The organism is Planctomycetota bacterium (assembly GCA_016235865.1).
Lineage (GTDB): Bacteria > Planctomycetota > MHYJ01 > JACQXL01 > JACQXL01 > JACRIK01.
The window spans coordinates 220,223-246,108 of record JACRIK010000003.1; the positions used below are offsets into that span (position 1 = coordinate 220,223).

24 protein-coding genes are annotated in these 25,886 nt (G+C 49.3%); 13 read left to right on the forward strand and 11 right to left on the reverse strand.

Going from position 1 to position 25,886, the window contains the following annotated elements; all coding sequences use genetic code 11:
- Nucleotides 1–22 precede the first annotated feature (22 nt).
- The 3 genes from HZA49_02410 to HZA49_02420 all read left to right on the forward strand — a co-directional run bounded on the left by HZA49_02410 (nucleotide 23) and on the right by HZA49_02420 (nucleotide 2,757).
- Nucleotides 23–1,201 (forward strand): phosphoglycerate kinase, encoded by a 1,179-nt coding sequence (locus HZA49_02410; GenBank protein ID MBI5778289.1) that lies wholly within the window; start codon nucleotides 23–25, stop codon nucleotides 1,199–1,201.
- A gap of 158 nt (nucleotides 1,202–1,359) precedes the next feature.
- Nucleotides 1,360–2,016: a hypothetical protein gene (locus tag HZA49_02415; GenBank protein MBI5778290.1), complete on the forward strand. Its 657-nt coding sequence runs from the start codon at nucleotides 1,360–1,362 to the stop codon at nucleotides 2,014–2,016.
- A gap of 168 nt (nucleotides 2,017–2,184) precedes the next feature.
- The gene (locus HZA49_02420; GenBank protein ID MBI5778291.1) at nucleotides 2,185–2,757 is read left to right on the forward strand and encodes a hypothetical protein; all 573 of its coding nucleotides are present in this window, start codon (nucleotides 2,185–2,187) and stop codon (nucleotides 2,755–2,757) included.
- A gap of 131 nt (nucleotides 2,758–2,888) precedes the next feature.
- Here HZA49_02420 and HZA49_02425 read toward each other — a convergent pair whose 3' ends face one another.
- Nucleotides 2,889–3,656, reverse strand: a complete 768-nt coding sequence (locus HZA49_02425; GenBank protein ID MBI5778292.1) for a hypothetical protein — start codon at nucleotides 3,654–3,656, stop codon at nucleotides 2,889–2,891.
- A gap of 503 nt (nucleotides 3,657–4,159) precedes the next feature.
- Between HZA49_02425 and HZA49_02430 the strand changes: the two genes are divergently transcribed.
- The 6 genes from HZA49_02430 to HZA49_02455 all read left to right on the forward strand — a co-directional run bounded on the left by HZA49_02430 (nucleotide 4,160) and on the right by HZA49_02455 (nucleotide 11,138).
- Nucleotides 4,160–5,737, forward strand: coding sequence for a terpene cyclase/mutase family protein (locus tag HZA49_02430; GenBank protein MBI5778293.1), 1,578 nt, complete (start codon nucleotides 4,160–4,162; stop codon nucleotides 5,735–5,737).
- A gap of 44 nt (nucleotides 5,738–5,781) precedes the next feature.
- Nucleotides 5,782–7,944, forward strand: coding sequence for a chromosome condensation regulator RCC1 (locus tag HZA49_02435; protein ID MBI5778294.1), 2,163 nt, complete (start codon nucleotides 5,782–5,784; stop codon nucleotides 7,942–7,944).
- 438 nt (nucleotides 7,945–8,382) lie between these two features.
- Entirely contained in the window at nucleotides 8,383–8,544 is a 162-nt protein-coding gene (locus tag HZA49_02440; GenBank protein MBI5778295.1) for a hypothetical protein, read from the forward strand.
- On the forward strand, nucleotides 8,541–8,957 hold the full coding sequence (locus tag HZA49_02445) for a hypothetical protein (protein MBI5778296.1): 417 nt from the start codon (nucleotides 8,541–8,543) through the stop codon (nucleotides 8,955–8,957). Before HZA49_02440 ends, HZA49_02445 begins: the two co-directional genes overlap by 4 nt.
- Before the next feature lie 45 nt (nucleotides 8,958–9,002).
- Nucleotides 9,003–9,698, forward strand: coding sequence for a DUF3800 domain-containing protein (locus HZA49_02450; protein ID MBI5778297.1), 696 nt, complete (start codon nucleotides 9,003–9,005; stop codon nucleotides 9,696–9,698).
- A gap of 435 nt (nucleotides 9,699–10,133) precedes the next feature.
- Complete coding sequence (locus tag HZA49_02455; GenBank protein ID MBI5778298.1) at nucleotides 10,134–11,138, forward strand: DUF1016 domain-containing protein; 1,005 nt, start codon at nucleotides 10,134–10,136, stop codon at nucleotides 11,136–11,138.
- Between the two features lie 177 nt (nucleotides 11,139–11,315).
- On the opposite strand, the gene HZA49_02460 is transcribed toward HZA49_02455, so the two are convergent.
- From HZA49_02460 to HZA49_02485, 6 genes are all read right to left on the reverse strand, one after another.
- On the reverse strand, nucleotides 11,316–12,296 hold the full coding sequence (locus tag HZA49_02460) for a hypothetical protein (GenBank protein ID MBI5778299.1): 981 nt from the start codon (nucleotides 12,294–12,296) through the stop codon (nucleotides 11,316–11,318).
- Complete coding sequence (locus HZA49_02465; GenBank protein ID MBI5778300.1) at nucleotides 12,275–13,120, reverse strand: ThiF family adenylyltransferase; 846 nt, start codon at nucleotides 13,118–13,120, stop codon at nucleotides 12,275–12,277. The genes HZA49_02460 and HZA49_02465 overlap by 22 nt, the downstream gene beginning before the upstream one ends.
- 23 nt (nucleotides 13,121–13,143) lie before the next feature.
- The gene (locus HZA49_02470; GenBank protein MBI5778301.1) at nucleotides 13,144–13,650 is read right to left on the reverse strand and encodes a hypothetical protein; all 507 of its coding nucleotides are present in this window, start codon (nucleotides 13,648–13,650) and stop codon (nucleotides 13,144–13,146) included.
- A gap of 9 nt (nucleotides 13,651–13,659) precedes the next feature.
- Entirely contained in the window at nucleotides 13,660–14,034 is a 375-nt protein-coding gene (locus HZA49_02475; protein MBI5778302.1) for a hypothetical protein, read from the reverse strand.
- A gap of 2 nt (nucleotides 14,035–14,036) precedes the next feature.
- Nucleotides 14,037–14,219 (reverse strand): hypothetical protein, encoded by a 183-nt coding sequence (locus HZA49_02480; GenBank protein ID MBI5778303.1) that lies wholly within the window; start codon nucleotides 14,217–14,219, stop codon nucleotides 14,037–14,039.
- A 148-nt stretch (nucleotides 14,220–14,367) separates the two neighbouring features.
- Nucleotides 14,368–17,229, reverse strand: coding sequence for a hypothetical protein (locus tag HZA49_02485; protein ID MBI5778304.1), 2,862 nt, complete (start codon nucleotides 17,227–17,229; stop codon nucleotides 14,368–14,370).
- 771 nt (nucleotides 17,230–18,000) lie between these two features.
- On the opposite strand from HZA49_02485, the gene HZA49_02490 reads away from it, so the two are divergent.
- The 4 genes from HZA49_02490 to HZA49_02505 all read left to right on the forward strand — a co-directional run bounded on the left by HZA49_02490 (nucleotide 18,001) and on the right by HZA49_02505 (nucleotide 21,533).
- Nucleotides 18,001–18,873, forward strand: a complete 873-nt coding sequence (locus HZA49_02490; GenBank protein ID MBI5778305.1) for a trypsin-like peptidase domain-containing protein — start codon at nucleotides 18,001–18,003, stop codon at nucleotides 18,871–18,873.
- A gap of 51 nt (nucleotides 18,874–18,924) precedes the next feature.
- Entirely contained in the window at nucleotides 18,925–19,314 is a 390-nt protein-coding gene (locus HZA49_02495; protein ID MBI5778306.1) for a hypothetical protein, read from the forward strand.
- Between the two features lie 271 nt (nucleotides 19,315–19,585).
- Entirely contained in the window at nucleotides 19,586–20,389 is an 804-nt protein-coding gene (locus HZA49_02500) for a hypothetical protein (GenBank protein ID MBI5778307.1), read from the forward strand.
- A 157-nt stretch (nucleotides 20,390–20,546) separates the two neighbouring features.
- Nucleotides 20,547–21,533 (forward strand): hypothetical protein, encoded by a 987-nt coding sequence (locus HZA49_02505; protein ID MBI5778308.1) that lies wholly within the window; start codon nucleotides 20,547–20,549, stop codon nucleotides 21,531–21,533.
- A 303-nt stretch (nucleotides 21,534–21,836) separates the two neighbouring features.
- On the opposite strand, the gene HZA49_02510 is transcribed toward HZA49_02505, so the two are convergent.
- The 4 genes from HZA49_02510 to HZA49_02525 form a co-directional block, all read right to left on the reverse strand.
- Complete coding sequence (locus HZA49_02510) at nucleotides 21,837–23,390, reverse strand: tetratricopeptide repeat protein (protein ID MBI5778309.1); 1,554 nt, start codon at nucleotides 23,388–23,390, stop codon at nucleotides 21,837–21,839.
- Nucleotides 23,387–24,214 (reverse strand): trypsin-like peptidase domain-containing protein, encoded by an 828-nt coding sequence (locus tag HZA49_02515; protein ID MBI5778310.1) that lies wholly within the window; start codon nucleotides 24,212–24,214, stop codon nucleotides 23,387–23,389. Before HZA49_02515 ends, HZA49_02510 begins: the two co-directional genes overlap by 4 nt.
- 4 nt (nucleotides 24,215–24,218) lie before the next feature.
- Complete coding sequence (locus HZA49_02520; GenBank protein MBI5778311.1) at nucleotides 24,219–25,148, reverse strand: DUF2007 domain-containing protein; 930 nt, start codon at nucleotides 25,146–25,148, stop codon at nucleotides 24,219–24,221.
- A 105-nt stretch (nucleotides 25,149–25,253) separates the two neighbouring features.
- Complete coding sequence (locus HZA49_02525; GenBank protein MBI5778312.1) at nucleotides 25,254–25,826, reverse strand: adenine phosphoribosyltransferase; 573 nt, start codon at nucleotides 25,824–25,826, stop codon at nucleotides 25,254–25,256.
- Nucleotides 25,827–25,886: the final 60 nt, after the last annotated feature.

Here is a 25,886-nt window from a genome sequence, read left to right on the forward strand (position 1 = left end):
ATAATATTAGAAAGAGATTGCCATGCCCAAACTCACCGTTAAAGATATGCAGTTAGCCGGCCAGCGCGTCCTGGTCCGGGTCGATTATAACGTCCCGACGGACAACCAGGGCAACATCACCGACGATACCCGCATCCGGGCCACCCTGCCTACCCTCAATTATATTCTGGACAACCAGGGCAAAATCGTGCTGATGACCCACCTGGGCCGGCCTAAGGGCTGGGACGAGAAACTCAAACTGGACAAGGTGGCCGCCCGCTTGTCCGAACTGCTCAAACGGCCGGTCAAGAAAATGGACGACTCCATCGGCTCATTGGTCGAGAAAACCGTTTCCAATATGGCTGAAGGTGAGGTGGTGCTGCTGGAAAACCTCAGGTTCTATCCCGAAGAGGAAGCCAACAACGACAAATTCGCCAAGAAACTGGCCTTGCTGGGCGATTTATATATCGATGACGCCTTTGCCTGCTCGCACCGGGCGCACGCCTCCATCGTCGGCGTGACCAAATACCTCAAGTCCGGCGCCGGTCTGCTCCTGGCCAGGGAAATCGAATACCTGGACAAACTAACCGAATCTCCGGCCGCGCCCTATGTAGCCATCCTGGGCGGCGCCAAGGTGTCGGATAAAATCACCGTCATCGAAAATCTGCTCAACAAGGTCAATACTATTCTCATCGGCGGCGGCATGGCCTATACCTTCCTCAAGGCACAGGGCAAGTCCATCGGTTCCTCCAAACTGGACCAGGACCATATTGAAACCGCATCCAAGATACTTACCCACGCCAAAAAGAAGAACGTGGAAATCGTCCTGCCGGCCGACCACCTGGTTACCGACAACGTCGACAACAAAGGCCGGATAAAGATTGAGACCAACGACATCTCGGACGGATTCAGCGGCGTGGATATCGGGCCGGCCACCATCAAGCTGTTTACCTCCAAGCTCCCGAACGCCCAGACCATCATCTGGAACGGGCCGCTGGGCATATTCGAAAAGGATAAATTCTCCGAAGGCACCCGCTCGATCGCCACCACCCTGGCCGGGCTGAAATCCACCCGGGTCATCGGCGGCGGCGAGACCGTGGCCGCGGTGGATAAATTCAAGGTGGCTGACAAGATGTCCCACATCTCCACGGGCGGCGGCGCGTTCCTGGAATTCATGGAAGGCAAGGAACTGCCCGGCATCGCGGCCCTGACCAATAAATAATACCCGCCCGTCTGAACAGACGGGACTTATTACTTCTAAATGTCATTCCTGCGAAAGCAGGAATCCAGGCTTCGAAAGACTTTCTGGATTCCGTGTCAAGCACGGAATGACACAAAAAGGGTGGCCTTGACAGAACCAACCCTGACCATTCAATGATAATGAAAGCAGACCAAAAGGTTATTGTTGTTATTGCCTTACTCCCCTTTCTCGTTGGCGTGGCTGCTGCATATCTGTTACCCCGCTTCATTAATACACAAAGGCCCTTTATCACCGATGCGGCCATCGTCAGATTCACCCAGCCCCAGGCCAATCCAACCGATGCCACCCGGGAATACCACCTCTGGCTCAGGCTGGAAATGCCGCCATCTGCCTTTGACCGCGTCTTCGTGAACGAACGAAACAGCTCTTCCGCAGATGCGCCGGCCACAAAGAAAGACCAGCTGGTCGGCGGACGGCTGGACAGTGAAACCATGTTTCAGGATATGCTGTTTATTAAGGGCTATGTTAATGAAGGGGCCATAACCAATACCGGCCTGCCCTTGAAAATCAATAAGCTCATCACCCTGGCCAAGAAAAATATCCGTTCGCTGGATGACGAGCAATCGCTGGCCAACCCCCAGGCTGTTCCCGGTCAGCGCTTCCAGCCGCTGACCGACATCTACCAAACCTTTGCCGGTGACAGAATCCGGCTCTATATCCATCTCGAATCCGGCATCAAGGCGCAGAAAACATCCGATACCCTCTCGCTCACCCTGACCTATCTCAAAGACAACCAGGCCGTCCAATCCAATACCCTGCCGCTGTTTTCGTATTAGAATTCTGTAACCACAGATACACACAGATTAACACAGATGTCATTCCGTGCTTGACACGGAATCCAGAAGACCCGGATAATGGCGGATAACCATTGACGAATCCGTAAAATAATATACGGTTATGGTAAGGAAGCCGAGGCGCTGCGGAATCGGAAGGCCAAAATTAATATGCTCAATATTTTATCTTACAGAATACTTGATAATAACACTCGACGTACAGAAGAACAGCAAATACTCAGCGGCTTAAAAGAAGCCCGCATTCGTGAAAAGATACTATCGGCCGCCCGGGCGCACGGGGAAAACGTTAAAGACGACTTGGAGCAGGCAAAGTCTCAGGTAACAGATTTAACCAAACGCATACCACGCGGCGACAACCTGTCATTTTATTCTTTTTGTATTTTGTATACTCTATGCGTTCTGCTTTTTGTCTACGTTTACAGAAGCACTCATCCCTACTTAATGATGGCGTGGGATTCTCTAGACAACTGGTATCTTCAAAGATTTCGGCCCGGTGGCGTTCAAATTTACCAGGTAGGCTATTTCATTGCTTCATCAATCTGGTTTCCCGTATTAGCGGTCTTACTTTTGATTCTATTGTGGCGTATCCAAAAAAGACTTCAATACAGCCGGGCACGGCGTTTAATCGCAATTATTACTATTTTAGGAGCAATCGCCGGATTAATTCTATTCTTTGGTTTGTTTCAATTAATTAGTTCACCTCTCACACGTGGTGGGCCATAACAATCCCATCTATTCTTCTCAGCATTCCGCATCCATATCTCGCATCCTGAATCCCGCTCCTATCCGTGTAATCGGTGTCATCTGTGGTTACACTTCGCCTGCCCTGGATAAAACCCGCGCCAGCCCAGCCACTATCTCTTGGAATTATCCTTGCCTTCGGGCTGCTTGTCTTTTTCCTGGTGCTGTTCCTTGCACTGCTCTTTGCGCTGTTCTTTCTTGCCATCTTTGTATCCCGGGCATTCAAAGATTCCCTGGGACAGGTGTGAATCATCCTGGCAGTATTTGACATAAGCGCCCTCGTTCTTCACGTTATCCTTGCGGTAATAAGGGCAGCTCGGGCTGTGTTTGGGTTTGCACAGCTCCCGGTGTTCTTTCTCGGCCTTTTGCCGGGCCTCGAACTTCTGGCGCTGTTCGGCGTTCAATATCTGGTTCTTGAAGGTATCGTTAAATTCCTTATGGCCGGCCTCGATGCCGGTATTGATTCGTTTCAGTTCCGCCCGGGCCTTTTCGATTTCGCTCTTGCCGGCCTTCTTGTCTTTCTTAAGCTCGGCCAGGCGATGCTGGGCCGCGGTCCGGGTGCACCAGTTCATCCCGACCGTCTTCTTGTTAATCCGTTCCCGCAATTCCTTGGCCTGTTTCTCCTGCTCCGGGGTCAGGTTTAATTTGTATTGGGACCAGCCGTGGATGCACTTGGGCATCTTGCAGCCCAGGCCCTGGCATCTCTTCCGGTTCGCCTCCTGGTCATGCTTCTTTTCACCGGATGTCTCATCGGGGCCTTTTATTCCGATGCTGCCGCCCGGATTATCCGCATCGTTCCCGGCCCGGGCCGTCAGGGCCAAACCGGCCAGCAGGGCAAAACCCAGCGCCCCGGCCGTCAGATTCATTAATATCCTACTCATACTCATCTGTCCTTTCTGTTTATTCCCGGTTATTATGAACCATCAAACACCCGGGCGCCAATAAAGTTCCGCTGAATTTATGGAACCGCCGGATCTTAGAGCCAGTTAGAGAGTATCGAATTACTGGCTCTTAGATGGCGCCAAAGACGCCATTTTCCCTCCGCGCCCGTCTGCGTTATCTGCGTCTTCCGTGGTTAATATTTTCCATCCTGCCTTTATTCGTGTGATTCGTCGTATTCGTCCAATTCGTGTTAATAAATTCCCAGATTTATTAGTCCGTAACCGTTTTCTCTCGTTTATATAGATGGGCCCCGTTAGAAGCGAACGCAATCGCGGGGTAAGGTTATAAATGAGTTTAATATTTTGCGCTTGAACGCTTCTAACGGGGTGGGAATAAAGCCCCTACCGGTCCCGCACCTGTCCATTGGATGGGTGCGGGATCTAACTCGCTGATAACGCCCCGACATTACGTCGGGACTAACAGCGAGTAAGAGAGGCAGTTTATGACAACTCAAATAATCGTTATCCGGGAGGGCTCGCTGGCCGAACACGCCCTGGCGCACCGGTTCGACTTCAACCTCTGGTTCCAGCAACAGCTCCACAGCACCCCCTGGTGGCTGGCTTCATTAATATTCCACGCCCTGCTCATCCTGATGCTGGCATCGCTGCCGGACATGGAACCGCCTCCGGCGCCGCCACCAATAGACATAATCAAACCTGTCCCGGATGTGGAAAAACCTATCGACCGGGTCGTCGATGACATCCCTCCGGTCCCGCTTGACCCGGAAAAGTATGTGACCAAAGAAACTCCGTTACCACCCACGGATAACCCGGTTGACAACCCCTCGGAAAATCCCGATATATTCCCTAACCCAAATACCCTGGCCGGAGAAGGTGTTTATAACACGATTGGAATCGGACCGGGATTTGGGAACAAAGGCAACCGGCCACCCGGCGGCCTGAAACCCACCGGCACTTTAGAAGACAGCGCGGTCCTGGCCGGACTGCTCTGGCTGGCCCGGCACCAGAACCCGGACGGCTCCTGGGGCGCCAAAACCTTCCAGCACCAGTGCCGCATCACCCGCTGCGCCGGCGCCGGAGACGCGCAATTCGACACCGGACTGACCGGGCTGGCGTTACTCGCCTTTACCGGCGCCGGATTCACCACCTCCGGCACGCGCAACATCTTTGACGGCATCGACTTCAACGAAGTGGTGCGCCGGGCGGTAAAATTCCTGATTGACCACCAGCTCTCGGACGGCTCGTTCTCCGCAGTCAAGGACAGCAAATTCATGTATAACCAGGCCATCTGCGCCTATGCCCTGGCCGACCTCTACGGCCAGGTCAAAGACCGACCGGCCGGACTGCTCTTCCGGGAACCGGCGGAACGGGCGGTGAAGTTCCTGCTGGAATGCCGGAATCCGGGCCAGGCCTGGCGCTACGAGCCGCGCAACGGGCAGAACGACACCTCGGTCACCGGCTGGGTCATGATGGCCCTCAAGACCGCCGAACACTCCGGCATCTCCGTGTCGGCCGAGACCTTCGCCGGCATCAGGTCGTTCTATGACGACGTGACCGACCCGACCTACGGACTGGTCGGCTACACCGAAAAGGGCTCCAAGGCCGTCATGTCCCACGAGGACGTCCGGAACATCATGATTCAGCCCTCGCTGACCGCCATCGGCATCATGACCCGCATCTTCATCGACAAAAAGGCGTCCGACCCGCTGGTCAGATTGGGCGTGTCCGAGGTTCTGAAAAACCTGCCGGCCTGGGACACCTCCAAATCCGGCGTCATTGATTACTACTACTGGTTCTACGCCACCTATTGCCTGAACCAGTATGACGGCCCGGACGGGGCGAACTGGAAGTCCTGGAACGAAAAGATGAAGGACGTCCTGCTCAAGAACCAATGCGCCAAGAAGGGAGCTTGTAGTGAGCGGAGCGAATCTATCTGCGCGGACGGAAGTTGGGAGCCGCTGGACCGCTGGAGCGCCGAAGGCGGACGGGTCTATGCCACGGCCATCAACGTCCTGACCTTAGAGGTCTATTACCGGCTGGAGATTGTCCGGGTGAAATAAGAAACTGATTGACATTCAGAGCGTACTTTGGTAAGATGCCTATTATGAACAAAACCTTGATAACTCTCGCGGTTTTGGTAATTGTTCTTTCCGTTAACATCTCCCTTAAAGCCACCAACGACTCTGATGCCCAATGGGTCACGGTCGGACCCGGCGCCTGGCATACGGCCGCCATAAAATCAGACGGCACCCTTTGGTTCTGGGGCTATGATATCCCCACTCCGGTGCAAGTAGGTAAGAATAAGGACTGGGTCAAGGTCACCGGCGGCTGGCAGCACGCCCTGGCCATAAAAAAAGATGGCTCATTATGGGCCGCCGGTTATAATATGCACGGTGAATTGGGCCTGGGCGACGACAAAATCACCGGCACCCTCATTTCCACTCCCACCCGGGTCGGCGCCGACAATGACTGGGCTGATGTCAAGGGCGGGATGTACTATACAGCGGCCTTAAAGACCAACGGCACGCTCTGGGCCTGGGGCCAAAATAAAGAAGGTCAATTCGGAACCGGCGACACGGAAAACAGAAACAGCCCGTTCCAAATCGGCACGAACAGCGATTGGAAATCCATTAATATTGCCCCAGGCAGCAGCAATCTGCTGGTGGTCAAGGCTGACGGCACGCTCTGGGGATTCAATTGGGCCGGACACTGGCCGAAAAAGGCCAACCGGCACATTCAAATAAATCCGGATACTGATTGGGCTTTGGCCGTGGCCGGCCGCAACCATAGTGCCGGCATAAAGAATAACGGCACCCTCTGGATTTGGGGTTCCGACACCCTCGGTTCTTTGGGATTAGGCGACCGCAAATACGAAAAAGGATTCTCGCCTTGGGTGCCCACCCAATTAGGAACGGACTATGATTGGGAGCAGGTTGCGGTAGGCGAAGGATATACCGTGGCGCTGAAGACCAACGGCACGCTCTGGGCCTGGGGCGGCAACGCCTGGGGCCAGCTGGGCTTCGGCGACCAGGACGCCTGTAAAAAACCCACTCAGTTGGGCATTGACAGGGACTGGCAAGCTATATTTATCGGCAACCGGCACACCATAGGATTGAAGACCAACGGCACACTTTGGGCCTGGGGCTTTAATCGGAGCAATCAGCTGGGAATTGGGGAGGTATGCCAGGTCAGATACCCGACGCAGGTGGGACAGGACCGGTATTGGGCCGACATATCCATCTCAGCCGGCGGCTATCACGCCATTGGCCTGAGGGACGACGGCGCCATGCTCGGCAGCGGTTTTAACCTGAGCGGCCAGACCGGCGCACCCAGGTCTCAAACCAACCTGACCTCATTCACCGAAATCAACTCCGGCCGCGGCTGGAAAAGCATCTCGGCCGGCTGGTTCCATACCTCGGTTATCAAATCCGATGGTACGCTCTGGACCTTCGGCGCCGGTTTTACTGACTACAAAGAATCCGGTGAGATACCGCGTCAGATAGGCGCGGATACGGATTGGCTGTCAGTCGCCTCCGGCGGACATTACGACATTGCCCTAAAAACCAACCGCACGCTCTGGGGTTGGGGGCACAATCAAAAAGGCCAGTTGGGATTGGGTGATACGGCCAACCGGACCGTGCCCATGCTCATCAGCCCGGACAGTAACTGGAAAATGGTGTCCGTCGGCCACAGCCATACCCTGGCCATCAAGGCCAACAACACGCTCTGGGCCTGGGGCGAAAATCGCTTCGGGCAATTAGGCCTGGGCGATACCGAAGGCAGACTGTTTCCTACCCAGGTCGGAACCAACACTGACTGGGCTTCTGTCTCAGCCGGCTGGAATCATACCCTGGCCATCAAGACCGACGGCACACTCTGGGCCTGGGGCGCCGGCATACATAATCAGACCCAAGAAGCCGGGGCATCTGACGGCCCTGCAACCACCCCCATCCGGATCGGAAGCGACAAAAATTGGGCCTTTGTCTCGGCCGGCTGGAACCATAATATGGCCATCAAAACCGACGGCACACTCTGGGCCTGGGGCGACAACTCCCTGGGCCAGCTGGGCCTGGGCGACATTGCCCGGGTAGCTATGCCCACCCAGATTGGCAACGAAACCTATTGGTCAAAAGTCGAATGCGGGCAGAGTTCCACCCTGGCCTTAAAAACCGACCGCACCCTCTGGGCCTGGGGTAACAAGGACGAAGGGCAATTGGGATTAAGTGAAACCACCCACGTCAAAACGCCAATCAAAATCGCAAAATAAAATAACGGTTCGGCGGCCTCAGTGGCTAATCCCAGAAAATTCCTAAATAAAGTGAACCGGATGCCTGTTTCTTCGTTTATATAATAGGAAGGAAGTAGTCAGTAGGCAGAAAACGGTAGTCAGCTATACTGGAAAAACGAGTGCTCGGGAGGGTTTGATTTTACTGGGAATTTTAGGGTTTGATGCAGTAAAATGGTGGTCTGGAACATTCTATATTACGGAGGGAAGTGTATGTATGTATCCCGCTAAAGCGGGATCTAAGTGCCAGTACGTCGCTTCGCTTCTACTGGCTCTAAGACAAGGGGGTAGAGGCCCCATAGGGTGCGCCATAAACCGGGCGCGCCGGGTTTTGGGGCTGAGGCCTTGGGGAAGGATAAAGGCGATTTATATGAGGCCGTCGCGCCACGCCGGATAACAACTTTGAGGAACCGGAGAAAGATGACAGGGATTTTAAAGATGAAAGCCATCAACCTGAAAATCCGGATTGCCACGGGCAGGGAAGTAATACACGCCGAAGAGCATCGGATAAGAAAAATGCCTTTGACATCACCCTGCTCAAGAACGACTTCCAGACCCTGGCCGATTTGCAGGGCCATTTGACCTTCGAATCCTTCATCAGCCTGTTCCTGGACATCCGTTCACGGCTGGAATGCCCGACCGGCTGGGCCCTGGAACTGCTCCGGAAATTCGTCAATTTCCAGGGTAATATCAGGCGGATGGCCGAATCCTTGGGCATCCCGGCTAAGGCCGACAAGGTCAAATGCCGGATGCGGTATCTGGCGCGCCGGTACGGCACCCGGTCGCTCAAGTCCTTTCTCAAGGCGGCTCAGGTCTATGTCTATGTCTGCCGGAAACTCCGCTGGCGCATGGACTATCACTGCGACCGGCTGGGCGCCTGGTGCGATTGCGGGTTCAATTGTAAGCAGGCGGCCCGGCTGTCCGGCATGTGCGCGGCCAAGACCTTCCAGCGCTATATCAAACGGCTCAAGGCCCGGTTCGGGTTTGGCGGATAAGAAAGATTGACAGAAAGAATGGTTCTGATAGAATCAACTTAAGATATGAGAAGCCATTTTATCTATCAGGATGAAAGTGGAGTGGTGGGCACAACCGGCAACTTCATTGTCGGCCTTTTATTTGTCAAGGAACGGCCGCCGTTATACGAAATCATTCAAAAGACAAGGGAAAAGCACAAATACTGGAAGGAATTACATTTTTCGGAGATATTCTATTTCTCGTCAAAACGCTCGCGGGTGGCTTGTGAGGTTCTGGATAACATCTTAAGAGAACATATCTATTTCCGGGCTTTGGCCGTATCGAATGAAAAGTTGGAGTTAAAATATTTTGATGGCGCTATGAGAAAGCCCGGGGATTTAACCGAGGAGCAAGTCCGGAAGGCGAAATCCCGGGGGATGTTCCGCGCCTATAACTACTTTACCAAAGAGCTGCTTTTGGAAAACGCCGGTATCCTAACCGAGGCGGTGGTTTATCTGGACAAGAAAATCAGGATGCGGGACGACAATATCTGCGAATACATCAAACGGGAAATAAACCTGGCCACCAATAAAACGGCCATAAAAGTCGTTGAGCCGCGCGATTCCAAGCAGGACGATTTAATCGGCATTGCGGACCTGGTGTTGGGTGCAATAAATTATAAAATGAAACAAGGCCAGAACCCGATGAAACTGGCCGTGGTAAAAGTAGTCGAGCAGTATATCGGCAAAAAGATACGTTTCCGGGAATGGGTCTTTAAATAAAAATGGCCGTACTTCCTAATTTTATTAGGGCCTCGAAAAGAGAGCCCGTTTCGGTCATACAGCCAAAACACTATATAGCGGATAACGGCGAATCTGTCAAGTAAAATATTTTATTATTGGTAAAATAATGTTTACCATCGGGATTAAGCAACATAATAGGCCCGACCGCCCGAATTAACCCGCCGTTAAATCCGTATCTATCTGCGTAGCGACAGCGGAGTCCCGCCCTAGCGGGGTGGTTGCCTTTCTCCTTACCCGGCTCAAGGCCCGGTTCGGGGTTGGCAGCTAAGCCACAGAAAAATGTTGACAGAACCAGGTATACTGGTAAAATCATATCCAAACAAAAACACAAATGAAGCTACACCAGAACAATTACGCATTTATTGACAGCCAGAACCTTAATATGGCTCCGGCTAATCCTATGGAGTATCAGTAATGAAATTGATGAAACGATTTAATAAGCAGTTTGCTGAGGTCGTAAATATTATCCATAAAGCGCGGTTTAACGCCATAAAAAGCGTAAATACCGAACTGGTGAAACTATACTGGAACATCGGCGAATATATCAGCGGAAAAATCGCATCCGCCGAGTGGGGTGATGCCGTCGTTGACCAACTGGCTGACTACATACAAACCAACCATCCGGAATTCAAAGGATTTAACCGCAGAGGATTGTACCGAATGAGGCAGTTTTATGAGGTTTATCCGGACAATAAGATTGTGTCGGCACTGCTGACACAAATCAGTTGGACAAATCACCTGCTGATTCTTTCTAAAACCAGGTCAAAAGAAGAGCGTAAATTTTATTTAATGCTTTCAATTAGGGAAAGATACAGTTCGCGCGAACTGGAACGGCAAATAGACAGCGGTTACTATGAACGGGCAATGATTTCAAGGAAAAAAGTGCCGTCACTGATGGCGCAAACCCATAAAGATATTACTGCGGTATTTAAAGACACCTATATTTTGGACTTTTTACGCCTTCCGGAAAGCCACAGCGAAAAAGAATTACAGAAAAGCATTGTCTCAAACTTAAAGGATTTTATCATTGAGTTCGGGAAAGATTTCGCCTTCATCGGCCAGGAATACCGGATTCAGGTCGGCAACAATGATTATTTCATTGACCTTCTTTTCTTCCATCGCGGTCTTAAGTGTCTGGTTATGGTGGAACTGAAAATAGACGACTTTAAGCCGGAATATCTGGGCAAGATGAATTTCTACCTTGAAGCATTGGACCGGGATGTTCGGAAAGAAGAAGAAAACCCCAGCGTGGGTATTATCCTATGCAAATCCAAGGACGATGAGGTTGTAGAATATGCCCTCAGCCGCCATCTTTCTCCGACACTGGTAGCAGAATACAAGACGAAATTAATACCCAAGAAAATATTGCAGAAAAAGCTACACGAACTATTTATGTTAGAAGGAAAGGTTAGGCGCTAACCGGGCAAAAGAGGTACAATCCGAATGGCGTTAAAGGCGAGGGCGCTATGACCGTTAGGTTCGCAAGCCCGTTCAAGAACGGGCGAGAACCTTACGGCGGATTATCCCGTTACTCAGAGGGATAGTGCCAAGAGAAATTGGTATGTGCCCCTTGATTACAGATTACGAATTAAACGGTTAAGAAAAAGGTTCAGGTTCACCTGATTTGATCTTAGGCGAGTTTTCTATTCCTTTAAATATTTCACGATTTAAATCACGCTCGAATAAGTATAATGCTTTCCAAGCTGAATCAAAACTGCGCTCCATATACAATTTATTACATTTAAAAAATTGTCCATTTGGACTGCTAACCACTATATAATATAATGGCTTATCTTCAAGTATTGATTCCGCAATTAGAATTTCTACAAGCGAATCATCAATTAATTTAATATTCCCCCTCCATAAAATGCTATTAGTTTGCTTTGAAAGGAAAGTCTCGATATCTGGATACATTTTGGAAATAATCTCTTTGTCTCGAGTGCGGATTTGCTTAATCGCTATTTGGCTTGTAGCTGTAGTATCAGTCAGAACTTCTTTATTAGGTCTTTCATCTGCGTCCTCTCCTCGATCAATAAAAATCGCTGGCTCTTTAATAATTTTTATTTTGGAATGGGGGATTTCAAAGCCTGCCACAGCTCCTTTTTTAAATAAAAAGTGCTTAACTATATATCTTCCATGTTTAAAAAACGCGTCATTCTTAGATGTAACTAAAAGCGCGTAAAAGAAGTCTATATTATGTTTAGTATGATTAACGGTCCTAGTATATGTTTCAATGTCTCCTCGACTTAAGGCATCCAAACCATTAACATGATGTGTATGCCAATTACCAAGAGCTTCGATTTCTGGATATGACGATTCTATCTTCCTAAAAATCATTTCTTGATATTCGCCGTCCTGAAAAAAACTAACCGGCGACTTGCGTGCATTTGGCCCCGGGGCAATTAATGCGCAAACTTTTATTTCTACTTTATTATCCTGTTGAGCAAAGAATCCAACAATACGTCCGCCAGTTTCATTTATTTTATTTTTATCGCACTCATCAAAGATAGCTTCCAGCACATCCTTGCAAATCGATATCTTAATTTGCATTGTTTCTATCTTCTTTCGTTCGAACATACCTGACATCCTTCCTGAGGTTTTAAATCAATGCGCTGAATCTGGAAATGTTTTTTAAATGGTGGCGTTGGACGATTACCCCAAACAATATAATTATCCGGGAGTGCCTGCATATATTTAGGCCGTTCCGGCAACGTTTCTGCAATCGCATCAAGAATGAATCTGGTATGAAATGCCGTAATAAAAGATATATCGACATTGAGCCCCGGCGAGTCTTTTATTTCTGCTATTTCCATCCCATACATTAATTCTCTTTCTTTCTCAGAAACAAGGTCTATCTCCCTTGTGCCCTGGCGGAAATTAGTTCTTGCAAGAACTCCTTCAAGGCATGCTAAGCATCCCCCTTTACCTGGGCGGTAGATAAATACCTCGCCTCCAATTCCCCTGGTGAAAACTCGGGCTACCACAAATGGAATTTTATTCCGTACACAAAGCTGATTAACTAAATATCGTGTCGGTTCATTGTCGGTGGCTAAAGCGACTATTGTATGACTTTTTATCTCTGACTCAAGATTGTCGTAATGCATTATATCTACGTCTAATTTCCCGACTTTAATTGCGGGGTTGCGATCCAAAAGAATTTCCTCAAGCGCGTCAACTTTTTTCTTGCCGACAAATCTAATTCCACACACATGCCGGATAACATTTTCTAATCCAAGGATGTCTTTGTCTATAAGAGTAAAATTTCGAATACCTGACATTGCCAGTTGTAAAGCAAGACTTCCACCGCCGGAACCACAACCAGCGATAAGCACCTTGGCATCACCCAATAAACCGACATCAAAAAGTTTTTTTATTCTTTCGAATATTTTATTGTTATTCATCTATTATTCTGCGTTTGATTGAGTCACTTGCCTTTTCCGCGCCATTCTTTATAGTTAGAAAGCCATTTCCTAGCCAATTCTAAAACAAAGGCAATATTGTGCTTACCAGGATTCCAATTAGTCATTGCGCCAAAAATACAGAGCGCGCCATTCTTCCAACGATGTGGCGCGTTATTCTCAATAGGTTGAGCATATACCATTGGAGCATTATTGGGGTATCCGTGAGGAAGTACAATTTTCAGAGTGATTTTATCTTTGCCATTAATTTCTCTAAAAATTATTTCTAACTCCTTGTTTTCTGAAAGGGTTAATATTGGTTCCTCCCCATTTTTGCGCAATTCGTCTATTTCTTTGTCGACTTTTTCTTTTGGTATAGCCGGCAAAAAATACCAAATAGGTACTAAACACGCTTTTTGGTTCCCGCTCCTCTCGATAATAAATGCTTCACCCTTTTCATACACCCGGTCAAGAATTTCTCCGGGCGAACTCCGCAATTCCATCATTGTCAGAGTTTTAAAATCTAATTCCATAGTTTTTCTTTAATGTGCGATTGATCTTCCCGGCCAAACCCCACTATTTTTCCAGACTTCATATTTATTAATCCATTTGGCTGTACGTTGAATAACGAATGAGAGATTATGTTGACCAGGATTCCACATACTTGGATGCAAGTAACAAATATTCCCTGTATTATAACGATGAGGCCCAGATAAAACGTCTGGTTTATCAATATTAACTGAGGGCATTTCGTATGGATAACTGTCAGGAAAAAGTATAGAAATAACATAAATCTGGTATGACGGCTGAAGTGCGACCTTAACACAAATCTTGCCATTTCTTGTTTGGTACAAATCCATATTCTGAAAATATGCCTTTGCATCGTTAAATTGCCGCTGAACAAGATATAAATCCATATTTATCCCTCTATATAATATTCACCACCAAGGTCTTCTTTATATGTTATAGGTCTCTTGCCAATTTCAAGACTATTGGTTGGGTTGCGAGGACGGATTTCTCCATTTGGCATAATCTCGATTGGAACCTCGTCTTCTGTATCAAGGATTCTCTTCAGGTCATCAACTGTTGGTTTTGGTGCCATATAATCCTCCCGACTGTTATAATTACACGGTTATCATAATTGTATAGTTATCATATTTCTTCAGGTTGTCAAGAAAAATATAAAGATTTATTGATATTTATTATAATGTGTTTACTCACTGGCGACCATTGGTTTGCACTCGGTATCTCTATCCAACACCATATCTATTTTTTAATCTCTTTATTTCGTCTCTTGTCTCTGTAGTTATTGCATTTTCTGGTACAAGCATGCCAACTAGGTTTTTAGCAAATTTCTTGCCACTGCGCCAAAAAGCTCCATCCGTAGAGATGGGAACAAAGGGTAAGAATGTTTTCAATTGATGAATACAGAAAAAACCGTGCTTATAAAGATAGGAGAGTTTGTTTGCCTCATCAAAATGCATAACACAACAGCCGATTTTATTAATATTATGCTCGGCGTGTATTTTCCCGACAACCAACGGAATCAATTCATTAGCAGTTTCGTGGCTTGCTTTATAGATCGAAGAGATACACATACCGATTTTTTCAATATCTGGCTCGGCTTGTATTTTGGTTTTAAGGCCATTGAAATCAATTAACTTTTTAGCAACATCCTGGCTTGTGTCTACAATAATACTAATAAGCCATCCGATTTTTCCAATATCCGCTTCAGCACCTATCTTTACCTTTAAGTTATTCGTATCTAATTCTTCAATCAACTCTTTAATAATTTCTTTATCTGCCCAAGCGTTGATACATAGGCTTATTTTTGCAATATCTGCTTCAGATTCTATTTTATCGCGCAAGTTACTAACTTCTAATCCTTTCATTAACTCTTTAGCAATTCCTGCCCTCACATCGTTAATTTGATTTACGCATCGAGCTATTTTCTCAATATCTATCTCTGCTTTTATTTTCGCTTTTAGATTATCGGAATCAATTAACTTTCTAGCGTCCCCCAGACTTATCCTCATAATAATACTAATAAACCAACCTATTTTTTCAATATCCGGCTCGGACTCCATCTTTACCTTCAAGTTGCCCATATCTAATTCTTTGATTAATTTCTTAGCAAGCTCTTTATTCGCATCAACAATCCCTTTTAGGCAGGAAAAAACATTATTTGCATCTCGCTCAGTACCTATTTTTAAAGCAATCACTGGGATTAATGTTGAAGCAACTTTTTTGTTTGCCTTTGAAATATTGCATATATACCAACCTATTTTCTCAATATCCGGCTCATACTCTATCTTTTCCTTTAGTCTTTTTGCATCTAATTTTCCAATTAACTTTTTAGCAATTCTTTGGTTGATATTGAAGGAAACACTAAAGCAAGAGCTTATCTTATTAATGTCTGATTCAGATTCTATTTTTGAAGCAATTGCCGGAATCATTTTCTCTGCAACCTCATCACTTGCGGGAAAGATACGTCCAACAAACCAGGTAATTTGATTAATATCTGGTTCGCATTGTATTCCATATACAATTGATTCGTGATTTGAATTTGATTTGACTATTTCATTAATGAGACTACGATGGAATTCCTTTTCCCGAGAATCATTTGCCCACCTATCCAATCCTCTGATGATACCCCCAGAAGCTAATGGATGACTCTGAATATAGGTATGAAATAGTCCCCCGAACCAATCGCCATTCCCAATTTTTTCTCTTATTTTCTTTTTAACCTCTTTTCCTAGAGAATCATACTGTTTAATTGCCTGAAAATATAAATCAGCAAGAGCTGAATGATGGAGCGAAAGCATTACCCCATTCTTCTCTGTAGTTGCAACAACTTCATTTATGCTGACTAAAGCATCAATATCATCATTTTTTATTTCTAATATCCTAGTAAGGAGTTCTTTATTCACTGGGATCTCATATCTATTGAAAACACAAAGTGGCAATAATACATCGGGGGCGTTTATTAATTGGTTCTTGTATTTGGGATGATCATTTATTAATTCTTTCTGCATCCACTTAACTACTTTTTGAAGGACTTTATCTTTGTCAACGCTTTTGAAGTTTTCATCTTGAAGAGTCCCCAATGTCCAGCCTAAAATCCATAAGTTGTTTCGGTATTGTTTTAATAGGGCTTTAGTCTCAGGCGTGGTTTTTTGGCCATGTTGACTAAGAAATAATTCTATAATATTATCAGCAACTGATTCTGGTTTTAGTTCAATCCCTTCCCCAAGACGCTCGTCTATTTCACCAAATCTTTGACCTTCTGCCTGACCTTTGATACTTCTTAAAGCAATAAGAATTTTATGCGTTTCTATCGTTCTTATTATATCGCTAACATAAGATAAGTTAAAGTGCGCGTCGTCAATCAAGAAATATGCAGGTTCATTATTGTATAACTTTTTAAGCTCACTGGGTGGAATGACCTCCGTTTTCATCCTTAATTCAATCAAGGAAACATTCTTTCCAGCTTTGGCGAGTTCATAACCAACCCATTTCAGCACGACTGATTTTCCACATGCTGGCTGACCTTTAATAAATACAATCCGCTTGGATTCAAGTTGCTGCAATATTTTATCTACTTCTTCTGCCCTCTTGGCAACAAAGCCTTGCTCAAAATCAATCCATTTGGGTCCGGCAGAGCGGAAGAATTTAGCTTTCTTTTCTCCATCTTTATCAAGGATATTTTCTATTCGCAGTTCAGAAAAGCTGATTAAGTTTTCCTCTTGGTCTAATTTGCATGCGCTTCCTTCAACTTCTTTGAGCGCTACTTCTTCGGTACTCTTTTTCCATTGTAACAACAAATCGCAGGGATATCTTTTTTCATCATTATCAACTAATTTTCCACAATTCTGGCAAAGCCAAATTCCGTTTTCTATCGATTTTCTCTGTTCTTCCGTAAGAGATGCATTATATCGTTTCCCACCAGGGGAAGCTGCGGTAATGTGAGAGGCAACACCGATATTAAGAGCCTTATCAACAGATTCTTGTGGCCCGCTAGTTAATTTCGCACACTTTGGATTGGAGCACTTGTAGCCCACACGTTTGGCTAAAATCTCTTTTGTTGATTTATCAAAATCATCTCTGCTCATAATGCTAGACTATTTCTCGTGTAATCTCGTTAGTTATTTAACGTAATTATTGAGTTCAATTTTATACGTCCAAATCTACCATACCACTACCGAAAAGTCAACAAGTTCTATTTATATAGAAGTTCAAGCCGATAACATAAATTCTAGAGACACTATATTTAATTTCCGACCCGGCACCCCACCTAAGCCCTGGACTACCCCTGCCTACGCTCTTATATACCACTACCGAAAGGGGCTACCTATACTACCTAAGCCCTTGACTACTACTACCTATGCTGTCCAGTATGGCTTCCTATACCCTTGGCTATGACTACCTAAGCGGGCCACTATGGCTACCTATGCCCTTGGCTATGACTACCTAAGCGGGCCACTATGACTACCTATACCCCTGACTACTACTACCTAAGCTGGCTACTATGCCTACCTATGCCCGTGACTACTACTACCTAAGCTGGCCACTATGCCTACCTATGCCCCTGACTACTACTACCTAAGCCCGTGACTATGACTACCTATGGGGTAGTATACCCACCCCCTGCCCCCTCCGGTGGCTTTTTTTCGACCCCGGTTCCAGATTGACGAAGATTTTTCCATCTTACCTATCCCTGAGTGATTTAAATGGGTTACGGCTGTTCAGACCGTCCGACGCACAAGAAAAAAGGCGACATAGGGGTACCTTCCTGACCCTTACGTGAGAATCAAAGGCAACCACAGATTTCGCTATCGCGGTCTCTGCGGAGTTCACAGATTCCACAGATTAAGGGGGAACTTATGATTAAGAGATTGGTTGTTTATGGGGTGCTGGGGATGGCGTTAGCTTTGAGTACATTCACTTCGTTCAGTATAAACTCCGAGCGTGAAGAAACGGAAATAATAATCGTTAATCCGATTAATCCGCTAAATCCTGTTGTTAGAAACCCGTACCAGGAGGAATACGAGCGGATGCTTTACCCGACGGTCCGAATCACATCGGATAGCGGAACGGGTAGCGGGGTAGTGATAAGCGTGCCTCCCGGTGCGCCGCCTTCGGCGTGCTCCCGACCATCGCTTTGCTCAGGGGAGCGTGGAGCGTATAGCGTAGAGGGAATAGCAATACTGACCGCCGCGCATGTGGTGGAAGACCAGAGCATAGTTGATGTAGAACTTTATAACTTAACAGTTATCACAGGGACAGTAGTAATTACGGATACGGCCAGGGATTTGGCACTGATAAGCATAGAGCATAGAGCCAAGAGCATAGAGGATAAAATATTCACCGCTCAGTTAGCAGGTAAGGATTATATCCCGTATCTCTTTGCTCCCGTCTGGGCCGTGGGGTGTTCTCTCGGTCTTAAACCAAGGCCTTCTTTTGGACATATCACGAGTATAGAGGATTCCACGCTCAACGCTATACGCTCTACGCTTCACTGGGAAGTTTCCTGTCCCATCCTGCCCGGTAACTCCGGCGGACCGGTGTACGCGAAGTCGCAACGGAGTCCCGATGATTTCGGGAACGCCTACGAATATGAGGTAATCGGAATCGCTGTCTGGGTCAAGGTCTATGACGGACAGTTGGTGACTACGATGGCAGGTGTGGTGCCAATAGGAGAGATTTATAAATTCTTAGATAACCACAAGATTTCACCAGATGCCCACAAGAAATAATCATGTGCAAATCTCGTGTTAATCTCGTGGTTCCAGAAAGGATGGTGCCCTATGTTAGCAGAGACATCGTACGAGTTCATCACGGAGAATGTCTGGGAAAGGCCCGGACTGTACAAACGGAGTTTTGACAGCGTCAAGGGCTACGTCAAATTCCTGCAGAGTTTCGAGGACCTGCGCCATCTGTCCAGTTTCCTGTGCCGCCAACAGCCGGAATCTGACCGGATACGCACCCGGCTCATCCGCCGGCTCTATACCCTGGCCCGGAAAATGCCGCACCTGCGTAATGCCGTGCTGGAAATACTGCTCTTCGCCCGCCGGGACCAGATTACCCCGCCGGATATTTATTGGGACGACCCGGAACGGTTCGACGAGGTGTTCCATCGGAACCTGATGAAATATCTGTTCCTGGATATGGAGAAATGCAACCGCGAAACAGATTAGCCATCCCGCTAGGGCGGGACTGCGCTGTCGCTTCGCAGATTAAGAAAAATCACCCTCTCCTTAATCCTCTCCCCTCGAGGGAGAGGGTAGGGTGAGGGGGCTAATTAATAAGAAATCGTTACCAGCCGGACCATCCTCCGGGGTGTGGGACGGGATGGCCGATGCCCCGGCTCCGGTTGGTGATGAAGTAAACATTATTAACCATAGCCACTGATTTCACGGATTAGTGTTAATTCGTGTTTATTCGTGGTTCCAAGAATTGGAGCTTAACATGGCTACAAGAGCAAAGGCGTTCTTTATCGTGCCGATAAGGATTACGCCGATGGAGGAGACGACCGCGGACTGGCGCGATACCACCAAGTCCAAGTCGGCCAAGGCCGATAGCCACCGGAAACTGAAACTGGCCAACGACGGCGACTACCAGTCCAAACTGGCCCAGGCCTCGGCCCAGAAATACCGGAAACTGGCCGACGCCCTGTCGGCCGGCGGTTACGTCTCGGAACACGGCCGTTCGGGCAAGGAAATCCGTTATATGCAGGAGAGCAAGATAATGGAGTCCTTCGACAAGTACCAGACCGGCTGGGACTTCCAGTTCGAGACGATAGACGGCGTGGATGCCAAGCGCTATAAGGACGGCGTGGACAAGGGCATAGATGCCTACGGCGACGGCGTGGCCAAGACCACCCTGCGGTTCACCGGCGACGTGCGCCAGATCGGCGTGGCCGCGCTGACCGTGCTGTTCCTGACCGGGGACGAGCAGACGGTCGGTCTGCTGCGCGAAGGCGACCAGATAATTGCCGGCGGTCCGGTGGACGTGACCCGTCCGGGACTGCGGCAGTTGTTCAAGTCGGGCTTGCTGGCCAAACTGGTTCAGGCCGGAATCCTGATTGTCAAAAGCAATTTTGACACGGACGTGATGCTGGCCCAGAACACGGTCATTAATGATTTCATTAATGGCCTGCAGAACGCGGCCTACACGGCCTTCCAGCCGACGGTTGACCCGCTTAAGTCGTATTGCCTGTTCATCCGGGACGGCGCGACCTTCAAGCTGGAAATCAACGTGGCAATGCCGTAAGACAGCAACCACAGATGAACACAGATGGACACGGATGGCGTACGACTCTGTGCCCTCTGTGCCTCTGTGGCAAAGATTAATTAACCACGAATTAACACGAATACACACTAACTTCTTCGTGTCTTGGTGTCTTCGTGGCAAAGATTGCGAGAATTATATGTTGAAACCTTTTGAAGTCACAACGCCCAAGATTGCCACCAAGGCAGTCACGGGCGAGAAAATCGCGGATAACACCATCGAGACCCGGAGTTTTAAGGACGGCTCAATCACGCCGGATAAGCTGACCTTTGGCGCCGTGGCCCGGCCTCTGTCGCCCGGGGTTGCTACCGCGGAAATAAAGGATGCGGCCGTGACCTCGACCAAGATTGCGCCTAATGCCGTGACATCAGACCACATCGCGGCTGATGCCGTGGCTACGGACGACATCAAGGACGGGGCCATTACCACGGAAAAAATCCGGGACGGGGCCATTACCCGGGATAAGGTGGCGGACCGCTCGGTCAACACGGCTGATATCGTGGACGGGGCAGTGACCAATGCCAAAATTGCGGTTGGCGCAGTAGGAGCGAGTCAGTTGGCAGTAGACAGTGTCGAAACGGTCAAGATAAAAGACGGCGCAATAACCAATGCCAAACTGGCCACCAATTCTGTAACCGCCAGCAAGATAGCGGCTGGCGCAGTAGCCAGTAGCGAGTTGGCAGTAGACAGTGTAATAACCGCTAAGATAGCTAACGGCGCAGTGACCGCCGAGAAACTGGCCCCGGGCGTGGGCGGCGGGGATACCCTGACTATGTTCCCAACGCCACAGACCGCGCTGGACCAGGGCGGGATTACCTCAACGACCGTTCCGGCCAGCGTTGACCTTTCCGCAATCATCCCGGTCGGCACCAAAGGGGTTATCGTCTCAATCGCCTGTATCACCCAGAGTTATACGGATGGCGGAATGATGGCCTACATTTTTCGCCAGTTGGGCGCGGAATATGCCTTGCAGGTCATGGCTCCGCCGGTTAACGCGCCGGGGATATCGAACGGGGCATCAGTCCTGATGCCGGTGGCGGACAACCGAACATTGCTCTGGCAGGCATATGTATCAGGAATAAACTCAACTGAGCTGGTAATCTATATATTAGGATACGTTGTGTAGCCCCGGCAAAGACTGCCGGGATCTAAGAGTCAGTAAGTCACTTCGTTCCAACTGGCTCTAAGACAGGCCTATGTAGCTGGTACTAACTCGACGGAATTGGTGATATACATCTTAGGTTATATAATGTAACAGAATGTTCCCCTCACCCAACCTCTCCCCAAGGGGGAGAGGAGAAAGGTGAGGGGGATTTATTCGCTTCCCGGTCTCTGCGGAGTGTGCTTCGCGCCTGTCCCGGCAGTATTTGTCGGGAGTCTCTGCGGAGTTCTCGACCATTACTGCGTAAAGGGCAGTGAAATCTGTGGCTTACTTCCCCTCCTTGGCCGGCTGGGTTTTATGGATGTATTTTTTAATCTCGCCGGGCAGGTTGGGGTTTTCTTTAAGCGCGCAGGTCAGCACGCCGGCCTTGTTTTCGATCCGGACCTGCCCTAATTCAGCGATAAAATCGCCGCCATAAGCGGATTCGCCGGACGGCCTGCGAATCTCAATCGCGACTGTCTGTTGGTCCTGCTTCCGGGCAAATAAATCGTCGCCCTGGGGCGAGCTGTAGTAAAATGAAGCCGTGGATTTCCTGATGGAAGCCCCGTCCTTATAACAGATGCCGACGGTGCTGGCGTGGATGCCGGAGCCGCCGGACACGGTGAATATCATTTCGGGCTGACCGTTGCCGTCGATATCGGCCGCGCACATCGACCTGATGCCGTCCAGAAAGTCAAAGACCCGCTTCCGATATATGATGTATGACCAGCCATATCTGACCTCAGAGGTGATGACAAATACCTGGAAGCCCATTTCCTCGAATATTTCGGGCGTGGTGGATTCAATAAACGCAAACCGGGCGGCCGGATTCATCCGGGGGTTGCCCTTAAAGATATGCGCGATAATCAGCTCCGAGGCTTTATTGATATCTATCTTGTCCGATTCCTCCTTGGCTTCCGCTATCTCTTTTTCCGGCACGCCCAGTGTTTTCAGGGCCGATTCGGCGGCGGCCCGGACATCCTTATCCTTGTCGTTGAGCAGTTCTTTCAGCCCGGGAATGGATTGTTCGACGGGATGCTCGAGCAGATAGTATTTGAACGGGGTGACATAATCAACGCATTCAATTTCCGGCGCCCCGTCATGGGATTCGGTCGCGCCGGGCTGGCTGAACAGAACGCCTTTTTTCAGCTGCAACAGGTTGTCGGCAATCATCTTCCCCAGGGGGTCGTCGCCGGCCAGTTGTTTCCTGAGAAACCCCTCCGCATACGGATATAAATAAACCTGTTCTATTTCCCGGGGAACGAAAATGTGGTAGCCGGTTTTGTTTGCCGGCCCGCCATCGGTAAACCTGGCCCCAACCGCCAGATTGCGAAAGCTGGTCTTGGGGAATTTTTTGCGGTAAAAGTCGGTGATAGTTTTGAAATTCTCGGCATCGGTTTTTTCCACTCTGGCCTGCCTGGCCCGGTCAATCTCCGGCCTTAATTCCTTTTCAAATGACGGGTTCAGCCGGATGGCCTGTTCCCAGTCGGCGATGGCGCCGTCGAAATCGGTTTTATCGAACCTGACAAGTCCCCGGTCCTGGTAGGCCTGGTCATAATCCGGGTTGAGCTCGATGGCTTTATCCAGGTCTTTTAGGGCGTTGTCGTATTCTTTCCTGCCGGATAAAACCACGCCCCGGGCATAATAGCCCCGGTAATCATCAGGCGACAGTTCGATTACCCTGGTAGAATCCTCAATCGCCTTGTCAGACTCTTTGGGTTGCCAGACGGCATCCCCTTTGTCGACCCGTGGGTTGCCGTCCGCGATCTGCGTTGTGCCGCAGCCAACCGCCGCGGCCAGGCAGGCGGCCAGCCCGAAGATGAATCCAAGCTCAGGTCTCATTTTATCGTCTCCGCGGTTACTTTATTTATTTTGCCGAGCCAGTCCCGGATGGTCCGGTAATTGGCCGGCATGATTTTCAAGCCGCCTTCGACCGCGCCTTTGCAGAGTCCGACCAGCTGGCCCTGGAGGTTGACGATCGGGCCGCCGCTGGAGCCGCTGCCGGCCGAGGCGTTGTAAATAATGCCGTCTGCGGTGATATCAATCACGTCGCCCAGGGGAAATATCAATTCTTTGCCGTGTTTGTAGCTGGGCGCCATGACCTTTTGGCCGATGGAGCAGTCCTGGGCCAGGCCCAGCGGCTGGCGTCCGGTCGGCGTAATGGCCAGAATCGCCAGGTCGATTTCCTGATTGAGCAGGATTAAGCTGGCCGTGGTCCGGGAGATGCCCATGAAGACATCGGGGAACGGCTTGGCCGAGGCCCGGTCATCCGGCAGAGGCATGAACAGTACCGCGATGGGCGTATAGCTGGTCGGCGTAACGGGATGGTCAATAATTGGCCGGCCTTCGAAGAGATGGGCGGCGGTGATGACCAGGTCATCCCGGATAAGCGAGCCGGTGCCGGCAAAGCGGCCGCTGACATAGACCCGACAGGTGGCCTGTTTCATCAGGGCCTCGGTGGTGGATATCTGCTGCCGGTTAAGCGCATCCGATAATGCCGGTTCAGGAGCTTGGGACGGGACGGTCGACTGGCATCCAACCGCGGCCAGGCATACCAGCAGACAGACAATCACGGCGCTCCGATGCCTACGGATGCGGAGCGCCCCGAACTCGTAGAGCATCGGGGCGCAGACCAGGCCGAAGATGATTAACAGGGTTTTAGTCATAATTCTATTCAGTTATCTTCTTGAATTCTTCATCGGCCCAGAGCCATTTAAAATCGTTGTCCTTTTGCGCGTATGTTTTCCAGTTTGAGTCTCTGCTTATAGCCATGAATAGTTCACTGAGGGCCATTTTTTTGTCTTTCTTAAGTGCGTAACAACAAGCTCGATTGTATTGGGCTATGCTATCCTCTGCGATAACCTTGGTATAATCCGCAATACCACCGTCATAGTCGCCTTTTTCCGTTTTGGCGTAACCCCGGTTAAAATACACCCAGGATTCTCTATACCAGCGGCTTATGGCCCTGTCATAATATTCTATGGCCTTATCATATTCGTTATTAAGCGAGCAATAATATCCTTCATTGGCCAGTTTCCGGCCGGATTCCCGGTAGGCCGAGAACAGGGCTATAACGGCAAGTGCCGATACGCCGAGCAGTATAATCAACGCCGCGGCAGAGATGATTCTGGATAATACGGGCCGGTCAGCCGGGATAGGCGTTGCCTGGGACATCTCATCGGGCACCTGTTCTTTGGCTTCGAGAAAGGCGTCTATCAGGTCTTCGGCCTTGGCCGTGTCTTTGGCCAGCACCTTGAGGACGCCCCAGCCCTTTTGCGCCTGCCACAGGCCGTCATAGGCGGAATCATAGAATGAATGGACCATGCAGTCGATGCCGTTTTCTTCCAGCAGGGCTTTTAGCGTTTCGGCCTCGGCGATATTGCTGAGTTTGTAGATGGGAATGGTGGTCTCGTTGGGGTCGTGCGTCTCTTCGGGAGACGCGTGGCTGATGGGACTGCCGGCGATGTCAACGTCCTCTGGTTCTTCAGGCGGCGCGGCCGGTTTATCGGCGTAGAAGCGCTGGCGGATAAGGATTACCACCAGCGCCAGGCCGAGGATAATCGTTATAATTACGACAAACTGCATTAAGGCGTCGTCCATATACTGGCTTTCTACCAAATTAAACCGGCGGTGTCAAAGGAATCTCAATAGCTTTGCGCCGTTGCGGCAGGAACTTGTTTTCCTCTCCCCGGCCGGACGGTTCAGTTACAATTCCACCAGGCTCTTTACATTTGAATGCAGTTTAAACCCGGCCAGCCGGGGCACGTAGGTCAGGTTTATCAGGAATCTTATTCCAACCACCCGGCCGCCCCGGGACTCAACCAGCTCGCTGACCGCCTGGATTGTCCCGCCGGTGGCCAGGACGTCGTCAATGATCAGAATTCTTTCTCCTTTTTTTACGCAGTCCTGCTGGAGCTCCAGGCAGGCGGTGCCGTATTCCAGCCCGTATTCCCGGGCGATGACCTTACCGGGCAGTTTTCCCTTTTTCCGGGCCATGACAAATCCCACCCCCAGCTTTTGGGCCACCATGGCGCCCAGGATAAATCCCCGCGATTCGATTCCGACCACCTTGTCCACCGCTATCCGGCCGGCCACGCCGGGCCGGGCAAATCCCCGGCACATCAGTTCCACCATCCGCCGGGTCAGGGCCGGATTGGCCAGCAACGGGGCGATATCCCGGAACTTGATGCCCTTTTTCGGGAAGTCGTTTATGGTCCGGATGGCCGCCTTAATCCCGCGGTCCGCCCGGCTCTTGCTGTGCCTGGCTGTCTTTATCATAATATATCTCCTTCAATACAAACACGAATCACACTAATAGGACGAATCCCACGAACATAA

Bases quoted from the DNA above. Each gene is read 5' to 3' on its own strand.
- HZA49_02505 (MBI5778308.1), top strand. From the start codon at position 20,547: ATGTTGAAACCTTTTGAAGTCACAACGCCCAAGATTGCCACCAAGGCA.
- HZA49_02495 (MBI5778306.1), top strand. From the start codon at position 18,925: ATGTTAGCAGAGACATCGTACGAGTTCATCACGGAGAATGTCTGGGAA.
- HZA49_02435 (MBI5778294.1), top strand. From the start codon at position 5,782: ATGAACAAAACCTTGATAACTCTCGCGGTTTTGGTAATTGTTCTTTCC.
- HZA49_02455 (MBI5778298.1), top strand. From the start codon at position 10,134: ATGAAATTGATGAAACGATTTAATAAGCAGTTTGCTGAGGTCGTAAAT.
- HZA49_02500 (MBI5778307.1), top strand. From the start codon at position 19,586: ATGGCTACAAGAGCAAAGGCGTTCTTTATCGTGCCGATAAGGATTACG.
- HZA49_02470 (MBI5778301.1), bottom strand. From the start codon at position 13,650: ATGGAATTAGATTTTAAAACTCTGACAATGATGGAATTGCGGAGTTCG.
- HZA49_02510 (MBI5778309.1), bottom strand. From the start codon at position 23,390: ATGAGACCTGAGCTTGGATTCATCTTCGGGCTGGCCGCCTGCCTGGCC.
- HZA49_02515 (MBI5778310.1), bottom strand. From the start codon at position 24,214: ATGACTAAAACCCTGTTAATCATCTTCGGCCTGGTCTGCGCCCCGATG.
- HZA49_02410 (MBI5778289.1), top strand. From the start codon at position 23: ATGCCCAAACTCACCGTTAAAGATATGCAGTTAGCCGGCCAGCGCGTC.
- HZA49_02525 (MBI5778312.1), bottom strand. From the start codon at position 25,826: ATGATAAAGACAGCCAGGCACAGCAAGAGCCGGGCGGACCGCGGGATT.
- HZA49_02450 (MBI5778297.1), top strand. From the start codon at position 9,003: ATGAGAAGCCATTTTATCTATCAGGATGAAAGTGGAGTGGTGGGCACA.
- HZA49_02415 (MBI5778290.1), top strand. From the start codon at position 1,360: ATGAAAGCAGACCAAAAGGTTATTGTTGTTATTGCCTTACTCCCCTTT.
- HZA49_02490 (MBI5778305.1), top strand. From the start codon at position 18,001: ATGATTAAGAGATTGGTTGTTTATGGGGTGCTGGGGATGGCGTTAGCT.
- HZA49_02485 (MBI5778304.1), bottom strand. From the start codon at position 17,229: ATGAGCAGAGATGATTTTGATAAATCAACAAAAGAGATTTTAGCCAAA.
- HZA49_02430 (MBI5778293.1), top strand. From the start codon at position 4,160: ATGACAACTCAAATAATCGTTATCCGGGAGGGCTCGCTGGCCGAACAC.
- HZA49_02440 (MBI5778295.1), top strand. From the start codon at position 8,383: ATGACAGGGATTTTAAAGATGAAAGCCATCAACCTGAAAATCCGGATT.
- HZA49_02465 (MBI5778300.1), bottom strand. From the start codon at position 13,120: ATGAATAACAATAAAATATTCGAAAGAATAAAAAAACTTTTTGATGTC.
- HZA49_02460 (MBI5778299.1), bottom strand. From the start codon at position 12,296: ATGTTCGAACGAAAGAAGATAGAAACAATGCAAATTAAGATATCGATT.
- HZA49_02475 (MBI5778302.1), bottom strand. From the start codon at position 14,034: ATGGATTTATATCTTGTTCAGCGGCAATTTAACGATGCAAAGGCATAT.
- HZA49_02480 (MBI5778303.1), bottom strand. From the start codon at position 14,219: ATGGCACCAAAACCAACAGTTGATGACCTGAAGAGAATCCTTGATACA.
- HZA49_02420 (MBI5778291.1), top strand. From the start codon at position 2,185: ATGCTCAATATTTTATCTTACAGAATACTTGATAATAACACTCGACGT.
- HZA49_02520 (MBI5778311.1), bottom strand. From the start codon at position 25,148: ATGGACGACGCCTTAATGCAGTTTGTCGTAATTATAACGATTATCCTC.
- HZA49_02425 (MBI5778292.1), bottom strand. From the start codon at position 3,656: ATGAGTAGGATATTAATGAATCTGACGGCCGGGGCGCTGGGTTTTGCC.